We start from the raw sequence: 13,212 nt of genomic DNA, 5'->3' as shown, positions 1-13,212 counted from the left end.
GAAAGCGAGACATCTGACATGGCACGGCCAGCGGCGGCCGACTGGGACGTCCTCGATCTGCCCGCGGACCCCACCCCCGGCGACCCCGAAGTCCTGCGCAAACTCGCAGGCGAGTACGACGCGATCGCCGACGACGCAGAGAGTTGCTTCACCTTCATCAACCGGGTCCAGAGCGGCGACCTGGGCGAGGGCAAGTCCATGGAGAAGCTCCGTGGGATACTGGACGAACTGCCCAAACAGATCGGCCAGCTCCGGGACTCCTACCGGCGCGCTTCGGACGCCGTCAAGAACTACGTGCCGCAACTGGAAGCGCACCAAGACCAGGCAGACCGTGCTCTGGAAAAGGGCAGGGAAGCACGTCAGCGTCTCGATGCCGCCATGGCCGTCCTGGACGCGGCGGGAGCGCACCTGTCCTCGCTGCAGAACGCTCCCGAGCCGTCGATGGACGACCAGACGGCCCGCGACGCGGCCCGGGACGCCATCGGCAAGGCGGAGTCGGAGAAGAACACCGCCCAGGGCAACGTGGACTCCGCCCAGGCCGACCTGGCAGCGGCACAGCGGCTGGCCGCCGACGCGCAAGCCCTGCGCGAGTCCGACGCGAAAGCCGCGGCGACTGAACTGCATACGGCGCAGTCCGACGCAGTGAAAAAGAAGAGTTTCTGGGACGGCCTGTGGGACGAGATCACGGGTCTCGTCCTCGGCATCGTGGGCGTCATCGCGGCCGTGGTCACGCTGTTCATCCCCGGTGTCAATGTGGTCGCCATCGGCATCCTCATCGGCATCGGTGTCGTGACGGGCGTGGCAGGCATCGGCATCACAATCGCCAAGGGAGTCGAGACGGGTGAGTGGGACATCCCCGGGCTGGTGCTGGGTTTCCTCGGCCTGGGCCTCGGCGCATTCTCCGCCGCGGCGAAGATCCCCAAGGTGGCCGACGCGCTGAAGAACTTCGGAAAGTACAGCAAGAACCTCATCCGGCCCAAGCCCAACGCCTCCGGCGGAACGGGTGGCACGGGATCGAGCGGCTCGGGTGGCACCGGTTCCACTGGCACGGGCGGTACGGCAGGAACGGGCGGTTCGGGCGCCACCGGAGGGACGAGGGCCAGCGGTACCCAGGGCACCACTCCCCAGGCCGCCCCCACACGCCCGACGCCGACCTCAACATCGCCGACGGGTCAGCCGACCGGCCAACCGACCCCAACGTCACCGACGGGTCAGCCGACCGGCCAACCGACCCCAACGTCACCGACGGGTCAGCCGACCGGCCAACCGACCCCAACGTCACCGACGGGTCAGCCGACCGGCCAACCGACCCCAACGTCACCGACGGGTCAGCCGACCGGCCAACCGACCCCAACGACCGGTCCGACGCAGCCTTCTCCGGCCCCCGCTGCGGCACAGCAGACGACGGCATCGACGTCCGCCACGCAGAACTCCGGACTCTCCGGACTGGACAAGGTCGTGCTGGGCGCCGACCTCCTCAGCGTCGGCGTGGGAGCCGCCGCGACCAGCCTGAGCAACGTCGGCCTGATCAATGAGCAGAAGAAGCTGAAGAGGGACGCCGAGATGGCCTGACGTGCCGTACCGCCTCCTTCCGCACAGGGCCTTCCGCACCGCGCACAGGCGATCGCCCTCCCTTCCACCCGCATCACGGGGGAAGGGAGGGCGATCGCCTTTTCACTGGGCGCGCAGCGCGTGTGGTGCGCGCAGGGCATCTGGTGCTCGCAGGTCGGCCGGCGGGGCACGCCTGCTCACAGGCGTGCCCCGCCGTGCCGGCTCCGGACCTCAGAGGGTCGTCTCCGGGACCTGGAGCATCCGCAGCTTTCCGTCACCCGCGCTGAAGAACACCCGTCCCGGCCGCCCCGCGCCTAGCCTGCTGCGCGGGATCTTGCCGCCGATGAGTTCGCCGTCGCCCACCGACTGCGGGCTGAGCAGAACACCCTGGCGATTGCGCCGGGCCTCCGCGAACCAGCCGGAGAAGCCACTCGCCAGCCGCTCGGTCTGGCCCGCGAGGACGAGAGCCCTGCCGGACTCGCCGCCGGTGCGGCAGATCTGGCTGAACACGGGCTCGGCGGCGGTCTGTTGCAGCAGGTCCGCATCGTCGACCATCACCACGACGGGAGTGGTCGCCTCCGCGAGCGTTTGCTCCAGCTCGGCCTTGGGGACGTCCGCGCCCTCGAACACCGCGAGGACACCAGGCCGTCCGGCGAGATCACGCAGCGGGGAGCGGCGCGGTGCCACGACGACCAGGGAAGTCCCGGCCTCCAGCAGCGACAGGGCCATCGTGAGCAGCACCGTGCTGCGTCCGGAGCGCTGCGGGCCTCCCACGAGGAAGGACGGGGTGAGGGACAAGTCTGCTCCCTGCGCGCCGAGTTCGTCCCCACCGACGCCGACCATCGCCCACATCGGGCCCGGGCGGTGCTGCACCGCCGGCACATACACCGCGGCCTGCTCCGCGGTGAGCCGGTCCGGGAGCATGTCGATGCGGAAGGGGCGGCGTTCACGCGGCACCTCGGCGTCGAGGCCGGTGCGCTGGGCACCGATGGCCTGGAGCGCGGCCGCCTGGGCCTGGCCGCTGGGGTCGTGGTCCAGGAGTGCGATCTGTACCTCGGCCTTGTCGGCGGCGCGCAGCGCGCGTCCCGAGGGGATGTCGTCCGGTACCGAGCGCTGCGAGACCCCGATCATGGAGTACTCGGCCTTGTCGTTCATCCGCAGCACCAGCTTGTCCTCGGTCGTCGAGCTGAGACGGGTGGAGAACAGCATCCGGTCCCCGGCGAGCACGACGTGCACGCCGACGCTCGCGCCCTCGCGCAGCAGGGTGAGTACGCCGTTCAGGAGTGCGCCCGAGTCGTAGTCGACGAGGGTCTTGTCGAACACCTCCCAGCGGTCGAGGAGGACGACGATGTGCGCGGGGCGTTCCTCTTCCGGCAGCGACCGGCGCAGTTCGGGCAGATCGGCCGCTCCCCGGGAGGCCAGCAGGTCCTGGCGGCGGGCGACTTCGGCGCCCAGCCGGTTCAGCAGTCGCGCCAGCCGGTCCGGCTGGGTGCGCTGGACGACGGCCCCGGTGTGCGGAAGGGCTTCGAGGGAGAGCAGGGCGCCGTTGCCGCAGTCGATGCCGTAGAAATGGACGTCCGCGCTGGAGTGGGCGCGGGCGAGCACCCCGGCGATGGTGCGCAGGGTCTGCGAGCGTCCGGCCCGGGACGAGCCGACGATATGCAGATGGCCGAGCGTCGCCAGGTCCAGGACCACCGGCACCTGCCGCTGCTCGGCGGGCAGATCCACGAGGCCGTACGGAACGGGCCCGAGGTCGTACGCGCCGGGTGCCGCAACGACGGGCTCTACCGGCGGCAGCTCCTCCGTGACCAGGGTCCTGGGCAGCGGGGGCAGCCAAGGGCTGGGCTGCGGCGGGACGTTCAGGTCATCCGCTGCGCCCCGGATCGCCTCAACGAGGTCCGCGAGATCGGTGATCTCGGCGTCCGGCTGCTGCTGTGCGGCGCGGGGGCGCGCGGGCAGCGGATGTCCGAGCCGGTCCCAGCCGAGGGGCACGACCCAGGGCGCGGGGACGGACCTCGAGGACGCACCCGGCCTCCGGCCGCCGACGCGCCCGGTCTGGAACGGTACGAGCGAGGTCTGGCCGAGCCGTACGAGGGCCCGGCCGGGGGTGCTCTTGGAGATGGCGGCGGCCTCGGGTGAGGTCAGCACGTCCTGGCTCTCGGACGAGTCGGTCACGCGCAGGGCGATCCGCAGATTGGTGTTGGCCCGAATCTCCGGGGAGACGACGCCGCCGGGCCGCTGGGTCGCCAGGATGAGGTGGATGCCGAGGGAGCGGCCCCGCTGGGCGATGTTGACCAGGCCCTTCACGAAGTCGGGAAGGTCGCGGACCATCGAGGCGAACTCGTCGATGACGATGAGCAGTCGGGGCATCGGTGCACGGCCGGGCTCGCGCCGCAGCAGGTCCACGTAGTCCTCGATGTCCTTGGCTCCGGCGTCGGCCAGGATGTGCTCGCGCCTCTTCAGCTCGGCCGACAGGGAGGTCAGCGCGCGCTCGACGAGGTGGGCGTCGAGGTCGGTGACCATGCCGACCGTGTGCGGCAGGGACACGCAGTCCTTGAACGCGGAGCCACCCTTGTAGTCCACGAGGACGAAGGTCATGGCGTCGGGCCGGTTGGCCACCGCGAGCGAGGCGACGAGGGTCTGGAGGAGTTCCGACTTTCCGGAGCCGGTGGTGCCGGCGATCAGACCGTGCGGGCCGTCGCGCCGCAGATCCACGGCGAACGGGCCGTCCAGCGAGACTCCTACGACGGCCGATGTCGAACGCCCGCCCGTCTTCCAGCGGCCGGCGATCTGGTCCGCCGTCGGCGGATCCAGCGCGAGGACGTCCAGCAGCCGGGCCGATGAGGGAAGCACCGAGCCGTCCTCCTCCACCCCGCCGGTGTCCCGCAGCGGGCCGAGCGTGCGGGCGACGGAACGGCACCAGTCGGCGGACACGGAGTCGGCCCGGACTCCGGTGCGGGTGTCGGACCGGGACCGCCCGACCCGCAGGGTGCCGCCCGGTTCCTCGACGACGACGGCCTGGCACTCCTCCGGCAGCAGACGTTCCTCGGCGTCCAGGCACAGGGCGTGCACACCGACCGCCGGGCCGTCGCGCAGGATCTGCACCACGCCGGGCAGCGAGCGCAGCCGTCGCGCACCGTCCAGGACGACGAGCACGTCCGGCTGCCGGGCGGGGCGCCGGTCGCGTGGCGCTCCGGCACGGGCGGCTATCAGTGCCGTCAGCTCGGCGACACGGCGGGCCGATGTCTCGGTGTCCGTGCCGATGGTGGTCAGCGTGTCCCCGGATCGCTGCCTTACGTGGGGCAGCCACCGTGTCCAGGTCCAGGCGTCCTCGCCGGATTCACCGGTGGTGAGGACGTGGATCACCAGGTCCTTGGGGCTGTGCAGAACGGCGGCCTGGGCGAGGGCCCAGCGCGCCACGGCAAGGGCCGCAGGCTTCCGCCCGGCGATGCCCAGCACCTTGTGTTCGCGCAGCGGCACGGTGACGGGCACGTCGAACGCGTCCGGTGACACCTTGCGCCGGTGCTCGTCCTGGGTGGGGTCCTGCAGCACCACGTCGGACGGCTGGTCGGCCGTACCCACGCGGAGTTCCAGGAAGTCGCCGTCCGAGGTACGGCGCTCCCAGAGCCTGCGGCGGGGGCCGACGGCCGTGAGCAGCACGGTGGCCGGGTCGGGGAAGCCCATCCGCCGGGTGGTGCGCTCGGCGACCAGGGCCTCTTCGGCGTCGGCTTCGATCCGGGCCTTCTTCTCCTTGTACTTCGCGAGCGATTCGGCGTAGGTCTCCTTGCCGGAGCGGCGGTTGAGGATGTGGTTGCCGACGATCGCGACCGGCGTCAGCAGACCGAACAGCAGCATGTAGAGCCTGCCGAAGATCAGGACACCGGCTCCGGCCAGGATCAGCGGGACGATCGCCGCGAAGTAGGGCAGGGGGCGCTTGGCCGGCGGGGACGGCGGGGACGGCAGGGTGAACCGTGTTTCGGGCTTCGGCGGCAGCAGCCTCGGCGGACGGTTGTAGTCCCAGCCGGTGCCGTCCTCGGACGGCTGCACGGCCGCGTCGGGATCTTCCGGCAGGACGAGTTCCAGCAGGCAGTCGCCGAGCAGGAGCTGGGCACCGAGCGGCCAGGGCTGCTCGCCGTCGACGTCGGTGCGGTCCAGTTGCAGGGAGGCGTCCTTCTCCGGGGTGAGGACGCAGCGTCCTCCGGGGCCGACGCGGAGTTCGGCGTACTGCCGGCCGGGGATGCCCCGGCCGATCTGCGGCGTACCGTCGGCGGCGAGGCCGACCCGGTAGTCACCGATGTCCAGGCGGTGGACGACACCGGCGCCCGGACCGCCGACCGTACGCACCTCCACCAGGCCGCGCGGCTCGGCCGCCGCGGAGCCCACGGACCTGCCCAGGCCGACGATGGCGGCGTCCCGCAGCGGCGAGTCCCTCAGGGGCATGTCCTCGGGGAGGACGGCGCCCTCGACGTGCAGCCCGGACCCCGCCATCGGCAGCGCGGCTCCGCCCACCTCCGCGAGCGCCTGCGCGAGGGCGCGCATCGGTGTGTCGGGGTCGGCTTCGAGGTGTACGTCAAAGGCGTCGCCGACATCGTCGACCACGGTGAACATCAACCGCACGTGGTTCTCCAGGCAGATCACGGAGCAGGAACAGCGGGGCAGCCGGGACCACGGCAGGCGTGCAGGGCCCCCGTGCCCGCACCGGCCCTACGGAGGAGAAGGCCAGGCGGTTCACCGGCTCGGTACCGGGGCTCGGCCGTGAGCCCACCGGCTCCGTAGCCGTAGCCCGGTCAGCCCATCGGTTCCGTGCCGTAGCCCGGCCGTCAGCCCATCGGTTCCTTACCGGCGCCAGGCCGTCAGTTCACCTGCCGGTCCGCGCCCGACCAGTACGGCTCGCGCAGTTTGAACTTCTGGATCTTGCCCGTGGCCGTGCGCGGGATGGCATCGCGGAACTCGACGGTCGTCGGCGCCTTGTAGCCCGCCATCCGCTGCTTGCAGTGGGCGATGATGTCGGCCTCCAGCGCGGAGGCTCCCTCGGCGAGGACCACCAGGGCCTTGATGGTCTCGCCCCACTTCTCGTCGGGCACACCGATGACCGCGACCTCGGCGACGGCCGGGTGGCTGAAGATGGTGTCCTCGACCTCGATCGACGACACGTTCTCGCCGCCGGTGATGATCACGTCCTTCTTTCTGTCGGAGATCGTCAGATGACCGTCGGCGTCGTCGATCGTGCCGCCGTCGCCGGTGTGGAACCAGTCGCCCTCGAGAGCGGCTTCGGTCTCCTCCGGCTTGTCCCAGTAACCGTCGAGCACGACGTTCGACCGTGCCAGGACTTCGCCCGTGCCGGAGACCTTGAGCCTGACCCCGAGGGCGGGCAGTCCCGCACGGGACAGCTTCTGCGCACGCTCCTCGGCCGGCAGTTGCGCGTCGGCGGGCCGGATCCGGTTGAAGGTGAGCAGCGGTGACGTCTCCGTCAGTCCGTAGATCTGGGTGAACTCCCAGCCCAGCTCATCGCCGACCCGCTGGATCAGCCTGGTCGGCGGAGGGGCACCCGCGCAGACGATGCGTACCCGGTCACGGCCCGGGATCTCGCCCTCCCAGGTCGCCGCCGCATCCAGCACCGCGCCCCACACGGCGGGCGCACCGCACATCAGCGTGACACCGTGCTCGTCCACCCGGCGCAGGATCTCGGCGCCGTCGATCTTGCGCAGCACGACCTGCTTGACGCCGAGCCCGGCCATCACGAACGGCATCCCCCAGCCGTTGCAGTGGAACATCGGCAGCGTGTGCATATAGACGTCGCGCTCCCAGGCACGGGTGTGCAGCCCGAAGGTGAGCCCGTTGACCCAGATGTTGCGGTGCGTCAGCCGCACGCCCTTGGGGCGGGCGGTGGTGCCCGAGGTGTAATTGATCGTCGCGGTGGCGTCCTCGTCCGGGCGCGACCACGGGCGCGGCTCCACACCGAACTGCATCAGCCCGGTCTCGGTCTGGCCACCGAGGACGAACCGGTGGCGCGCCTTGACACTCGACAGCGCCTCGTCCAGCTCCGGGTCGACCAGCAGGACGGTCGCCCCGCTCTGCTGCACCACGTACTCCACCTCCTCGGGCTTGAGGCGGAAGTTGACGGGCACACAGATCCGGCCGCTCATCGGCACCGCGAACAGCAGCTCCAGCAGCCGCGCGGAGTTGTGGCTGACCACCGCCACCCGCTCACCCTCGCCGACACCGATCGCGTCGAACCCCGCCTGCCAGGCCCGTACACGGGCACCGAGCCGTCCGTACGTCGACTCGGGCACCGGCGGCGCCGGCTGGTCGGGCTCGTCCACCACCCCGGGGCTGGAGGAGAAGCCCAGCTCGGCCCGGTCGAGGAAGTCGGCGACGGTCATGGGAATCCGCATGGCTATCTCTCCTGTACTCGTACGCGCAGTACGTCGTGAGTGAGGGTCGGGGCTCGGGCGTCGTGCCGACGTGCGTGGCGGCCGTACGCAAGTGGCGGTACGCGGGTGGCCTTGTGCGAACAGTCTTGGGCCTGCAGTCGGGTGCGGGTGGAGGCGCACGTCCTGCCTACCCCTGACGGGTGCCGCGCCTTGCCGGGCGCCGCCCGCCCATCAGGGAAGCGTCAAGTAATACCTCCTTCCGATCAGCGGCGCGTCATGAATCCGCTGCCGCGTTCCGTCCCCGGAGTGCTGCGGGCCATGCTTGAAGGTGCCGCCGCGGCCACGCGCGGCGCTCGGATCTTCTGCCCAGGAGGGCGTCATGGACAACCCCTTGATCGCGGAAGCGGATCCCGGCGAACATCGCCCGGCAGAGCCGCTGTTCGTACCCGTACGGTTCGGCTCTGCCGGGATCTACCAGCTGCGCTTCATGCGCACACCACTCGGCGTACGCACCGCCGTCGGCTTCACGAGCGAGGAGGGGCTCAAGGCGGTTTTCGATGCGGCCCAGTCCTGGATCAGGCTCGCGGAACCCATGCTGCGGGCCCTCTCCGAGCCTCTCGGCGTGACCGTGGTCAGCGTGGACCCGCAGTTCACGACCTGTGCGCCGCACCCGTTCGGAGCACCGCGCCGGCACCCGCTCGTGCAGTGGTCAGTCGGCGAAAACCCCGAACCGCACCTCGCCTTCGGATGACGAGGTCATGAGGTCCAGCAGCCGACGGCCTTCCTCGGCCACTTCGCCCCGCTGCGACCGCGTCAGTGCCGCGAAGGGCTGGACGGTGATCGTCGCCGCGTCCGCGGTCTCTTCCAGCGTCCACACACCGGCGAGGAAACCGTCCACGAGGAACACCCGGTATGCCTGGTTCCCCTTCCACGTACGCGACTTGAACGCTTCGGGCACGACCCGGCTCCGGTCGGCGTGCGACAGCAGCAGGTTGTCGAACTCGGGGAGGAAGCGTGGCGGAGCAGGTGTCTCGGGGTCGGGCCGGGGTGCGTCCGGGAGGTCGAACAGCTCCGTGCCGTTCCGGTCCCGGAAGGTGAGCAACTCGGGCCGCAGCCGCTCGAAGGCCCCGCGCAGCCTGGTCAGCCCGCACCAGGTCTGCATGTCCTTCACCGAAGCGGGCCCGAAGGCGGCGAGATAGCGCCGTACGAGCACCTCGGGAGCGGGTGCCGGCTCCATGGACCGGCCGAACCACGCTTCCGCGGTCGTCAGCGTGACCTGCCCGCTGCTTCCCCAGAGTCCGCGGGGTGTCGTCTGCACCAGCGGCACCATGCAGCGCACCGCAGTGGTCAGGGCGAGCGGATCCACGTCGGGCCACCGCGTGAGCAGAGCCTCCCTGAGCTCCTTGACCGGTCGGGGCCGCTCTTCCAGGAGCTCTCGGCCGAACGCGGCGAGCCGGTCCGGGTCGACGCCGCCGAGGCGCTTCATGAACATTTTCAGTTCCCGATCCGGCCCGCCGGCCTGGGCGAACGGGCGCAGCGCGAGACAGTCGGCCGCGGTGTGGGTGTGGATGGTGGAGCGCAGGGTCACGATGCGCCCGACCGCACGCCACGCCATCAGCCCGGAGAGCTCCTGCGGACGGAAATCGTACAGACGGGCGGCGAGGGCGTAGTAGGGCGGCTTCACGTTCTGCGCCTGGAGGCCCACCAGGTGCTCGACCGCGGCCTGCACGGGCATCCGGTGCTCCGGTGTGCGGTGCAGCAGAAGCTGACGGTGCAGGGTGGCCCGGTTGAGGGCGCGGGGCCCCAGCACGGGGAGGCTGCGAGGTGTCGTCGTGGTCACCATGACGGGCACGCTACGCAGCATTGCGGACGGTTTCTGTCCGCAATGGCGATTCCGTGCCGGGGCTCACCGGTGCTGCCGTGCCCGTGTCATACAGCGCGTATATCCTGCACCGAGGCCGCCGGCAGCGACCTCGGTGCAGATACGTACACGGGAGGTGACCAGGATGTCCGACCGACGGGCCCGCCCCGCTCCGCTCCCCAAGAAGCACTCCTGGCGCCGCCGCTTCACTCCGCCGCCGTCCCCGCCCGCCGACTCCTCCGCGCGCGCGTCGGGGCCCTCGGCTCCGGTACAGAAGGACCAGGGCAGCATCGTCCAGGCCGCGCTCTACCGCGACGGCAGCCGTGTCTCGGCACCCGAGTCGCTCGCCGAAACCTTCCGCGAGCTGCGCGAGGAGCCCGCCGGCATGGCCTGGATCGGGCTGCACCGGCCGTCCGAGTCCGAACTGCTCTCACTGGCCGAGGAGTTCGACCTCCACGAACTCGCCGTCGAGGACGCGATGGAGGCCCACCAGCGGCCCAAGCTCGAACGCTACGGCGACACCCTCTTCGTCGTGCTCCGCGCCGCCCGCTACCTCGACGCCCCGGAGGAGGTCGACTTCGGCGAGCTCCACGTCTTCGTCGGCCGCGACTTCTTGATCACGGTCCGCCACGGTGCGGCCCCGGACCTGTCGGCGGTCCGCCGCCGTATGGAGGACACGCCCGAACTCCTGGCCCTCGGCCCCGAGGCCGTGCTGTACGCGATCCTGGACGCGGTGGTCGACGGGTACGTCCCGGTCGTCGCGGGCGTGCAGAACGACATCGACGAGATCGAGACCGAGGTTTTCAGCGGCGACCCGGCGGTGTCCCGGCGCATCTACGAACTCTCCCGCGAAATGGTCGAGTTCCAGCGCGCCACCCGCCCACTGGTCGGCATGCTGCACGGCCTGATGGCGGGCTTCGCCAAATACGGCACGGACGAGGAACTCCAGCGCTACCTACGGGACGTGGCCGACCACGTCACCCACACCAGCGAGCGCGTGGACGGCTTTCGCCAGGCTCTTGCGGACATCCTGGCGGTCAACACCACGCTCGTGACACAGCAGCAGAACGCGGAGATGCGGGCCCTGGCCGAGGCGGGCTTCGAGCAGAACGAGGAGATCAAGAAGATCTCTGCGTGGGCGGCCATCCTGTTTGCACCCACACTCGTGGGAACGATCTACGGGATGAACTTCCAGAACATGCCGGAGCTGCACTGGGGGTTCGGCTATCCGCTGGCGATCGGCCTGATGGGGCTCGTCTGTGTGAGCCTGTACTTCGTCTTCAAGCGGCGTGACTGGCTCTAAGGGCTGCCGGAACCATAGATCCACTTCGCATCTACGAACATTGCGGGAAGGCCCCTCAAGCCCGAATGGTCCGCAGAGGCCGGGTGGTGTCGTGTCGTGGTGTGAAACTCCAGGAGAGCCACGGGGGAACGTCGCCCGCCGTGTGCGCGGGACGCGGCGGTCTCGGCGATCGCCGCCGCTGAGGGTGTCTCGGCCCTGCGGGTGCACGCGGTCGGAGCCACCGACGACGCGGCGTGTGCCGCAGCCGTGTTGAGGCTGGTCGAGGCGTCAGGTTCTCGATGGGTTCGGTGGCATGCCTGCCGACAGGCCCCGGTCGAGGTCAGCCGGCAGCCCGATCGCTTTCGACCGGGTAGGGCACGAAGGTGCTGCTGTTCTGGTCGATGAGCAGCGGACGGCCCAGTGGTGGTGCAGCCCGTTGGGAGCAGTCGAGGCGCTCGCAGACGCGGCAGCCCATGCCAATGGGGGTGGCGGCGGAGGCGTTGGTGAGGTCGAGTCCATCGGAGTAGACGAGGCGGTGGGCGTGGCGGATCTCGCAACCGAGGCCGATGGCGTAGGTCTTGCCGGGTTCACCCCAGCCACCGCGGTGGCGGGTGATGGCGCGGGCCGTCCACAAGTACCGCTGCCCGTCAGGCATTTCGGCGATCTGGACGTGGATGCGTCCGGGCGCGGCGAATGCCTCGTAGACGTTCCACAGAGGGCAGGTGCCGCCGGCTCGGGAGAAGTGAAAGCCGGAGGCCGACTGGCGTTTGGACAGGTTGCCGGCCCGGTCGACACGGACGAACGAGAACGGGACGCCGCGCAGCCGTGGCCGTTGAAGGGTGCTCAGCCGATGGCAGACGGTCTCGTAGCCGAGGCCGAAGTGGTCGGTGAGACGCTCGATGTCGTAGCGGGCTTCTTCGGCCGCCGTGTGAAAGGCGGTGTAGGGCAGGATCAGGGCGGCGGCGAAGTAGTTGGCGATGCCGATTCGGGCCAGCGCGTGGGTGGATGATCCGGGCGGGAAGTCCTCCGTCGCCAGTCGGTCAAGTTCCTCGGCGTGTTCCAACAGGGCCAGTTGGGTCGCCATGCGGAACGCGCGCTGGCCGGGCCGCAGCCGCTGGGAAAGGTGGAACGTGCGGCTTCTCTCGTCGTAGCGGTGCAGCCGTGCGCCGGGTTCGGCGGCCAGTCGGACGCCGTGTTGTTCGGCGAGTCTCGTGGTGAGTGCCCCGATCACCTCTCCCGGCCGGACGCCGATCTCGCCGGCGAGGCGTTCGGCCGCGAGGTCGGTGTTGTGGAGGTAGTTCTGGTGGCGGTAGAAGAAGTCGCGGATCTCCTCGTGGGGCGTGGAGGTGGTTCGCCGCTCGCGGTCCCGGCTGTCGGCCGCCCCGGCGAGGCGCTCGGACAGTTGCTGGTTGCGGCGGCCGAGTTCGAGGAGGACCTTGGCGACGCCGGGGAGCCGGGCGGCAAGCTCGCCGAGGTCGGTGGCGGACACCTGCGATTCGGCGATCTCGCCGGCGAGCGCCTCGCGGAGGTCGGCCATCAGGCGCGTCGTGTCCCGTTCCGAGAAGAACCCGGGGTCCACGCCGAATGCCTCGGTCAGCCGGAGCAGGACGGGCACTGTGAGCGGCCGGGAGTCGTGCTCCATCTGGTTCAGGTAGCTCGGAGAGATTCCCAGCACGCGGGCGAGATCCGCCTGGCTCATCCGGCGCTCTTCGCGCAGTCGCCGTAGCCGCGCACCCGCGTACGTCTTGCTCACCGAACCGTTCCTCCGCGCCGGGGACCTGACCTCGGTCAGCGTACGGGAGCATCCCGCGTTCGGAGCCTTCGCAAGATTGGCAAAAACGGGCGTGAAGATTCGCAAAGATTGGCACGCATCCCCGCTTGATGGCACTCAGTGCCAATGCCAGAGTCGTAGGGCGGCCCGCCGGAACCGGCGGGCGAGGCTCGGAACCGGGGCACGAATTCACGAGTTCTGCCCTGATATCGGAGACCCCGGCAGCGACAGCGACCCGCAACGGCAACATTGCTCAGCTTCACCTCCGGGTGACGGCGGGCCGCATCTCAGCGAATCGACACGCAGTGCCACCTCTGTTCATCCGGACGGCGGGATTGGCAGTCAGTTACAGACCGAGGAGACGGAGACAGTC

Annotated in this window: 7 protein-coding genes; 3 read left to right on the top strand and 4 right to left on the bottom strand. The window is 70.3% G+C overall.

All coding sequences use genetic code 11. From position 1 onward, the window contains the following. Nucleotides 1–18 precede the first annotated feature (18 nt). Nucleotides 19–1,572 carry a hypothetical protein gene (locus ACTWOL_RS30070; RefSeq protein WP_474299988.1) on the top strand — a complete coding sequence of 518 codons (1,554 nt, stop codon included), beginning with the start codon at nt 19–21 and terminating at the stop codon, nt 1,570–1,572. 210 nt (nt 1,573–1,782) lie between these two features. Here the strand turns inward: ACTWOL_RS30070 and ACTWOL_RS30065 are convergent, their stop codons facing one another. Together ACTWOL_RS30065 and ACTWOL_RS30060 are read right to left on the bottom strand one after the other, a co-directional pair. Then, the gene (locus ACTWOL_RS30065) at nt 1,783–6,159 is read right to left on the bottom strand and encodes an FtsK/SpoIIIE domain-containing protein (protein ID WP_474301286.1); all 4,377 of its coding nucleotides are present in this window, start codon (nt 6,157–6,159) and stop codon (nt 1,783–1,785) included. A 245-nt stretch (nt 6,160–6,404) separates the two neighbouring features. Then, nucleotides 6,405–7,946 carry an AMP-binding protein gene (locus tag ACTWOL_RS30060; protein WP_474299987.1) on the bottom strand — a complete coding sequence of 514 codons (1,542 nt, stop codon included), beginning with the start codon at nt 7,944–7,946 and terminating at the stop codon, nt 6,405–6,407. 358 nt (nt 7,947–8,304) lie between these two features. Here ACTWOL_RS30060 and ACTWOL_RS30055 point away from each other — a divergent pair, with 358 nt between their 5' ends. Continuing rightward, on the top strand, nt 8,305–8,676 hold the full coding sequence (locus ACTWOL_RS30055; protein ID WP_474299986.1) for an SAV_915 family protein: 372 nt from the start codon (nt 8,305–8,307) through the stop codon (nt 8,674–8,676). On the opposite strand, the gene ACTWOL_RS30050 is transcribed toward ACTWOL_RS30055, so the two are convergent. Then, nucleotides 8,635–9,768 carry a winged helix DNA-binding domain-containing protein gene (locus ACTWOL_RS30050; protein WP_474299985.1) on the bottom strand — a complete coding sequence of 378 codons (1,134 nt, stop codon included), beginning with the start codon at nt 9,766–9,768 and terminating at the stop codon, nt 8,635–8,637. The genes ACTWOL_RS30055 and ACTWOL_RS30050 overlap by 42 nt on opposite strands. A gap of 163 nt (nt 9,769–9,931) precedes the next feature. Between ACTWOL_RS30050 and ACTWOL_RS30045 the strand changes: the two genes are divergently transcribed. Further along, nucleotides 9,932–11,089: a magnesium and cobalt transport protein CorA gene (locus ACTWOL_RS30045; RefSeq protein WP_474299984.1), complete on the top strand. Its 1,158-nt coding sequence runs from the start codon at nt 9,932–9,934 to the stop codon at nt 11,087–11,089. A 319-nt stretch (nt 11,090–11,408) separates the two neighbouring features. Here ACTWOL_RS30045 and ACTWOL_RS30040 read toward each other — a convergent pair whose 3' ends face one another. Beyond that, complete coding sequence (locus ACTWOL_RS30040; RefSeq protein WP_474299983.1) at nt 11,409–12,821, bottom strand: short-chain fatty acyl-CoA regulator family protein; 1,413 nt, start codon at nt 12,819–12,821, stop codon at nt 11,409–11,411. Nucleotides 12,822–13,212 lie beyond the last annotated feature (391 nt).

The sequence above is a fragment of the Micromonospora sp. IBHARD003 genome (genome assembly GCF_056106285.1).
This window is presented reverse-complemented; position numbering and strand designations above follow the sequence as displayed.

Bases quoted from the DNA above. Each gene is read 5' to 3' on its own strand.
- ACTWOL_RS30070 (WP_474299988.1), top strand. From the start codon at position 19: ATGGCACGGCCAGCGGCGGCCGACTGGGACGTCCTCGATCTGCCCGCG.
- ACTWOL_RS30065 (WP_474301286.1), bottom strand. From the start codon at position 6,159: ATGTTCACCGTGGTCGACGATGTCGGCGACGCCTTTGACGTACACCTC.
- ACTWOL_RS30055 (WP_474299986.1), top strand. From the start codon at position 8,305: ATGGACAACCCCTTGATCGCGGAAGCGGATCCCGGCGAACATCGCCCG.
- ACTWOL_RS30060 (WP_474299987.1), bottom strand. From the start codon at position 7,946: ATGCGGATTCCCATGACCGTCGCCGACTTCCTCGACCGGGCCGAGCTG.
- ACTWOL_RS30045 (WP_474299984.1), top strand. From the start codon at position 9,932: ATGTCCGACCGACGGGCCCGCCCCGCTCCGCTCCCCAAGAAGCACTCC.
- ACTWOL_RS30050 (WP_474299985.1), bottom strand. From the start codon at position 9,768: ATGGTGACCACGACGACACCTCGCAGCCTCCCCGTGCTGGGGCCCCGC.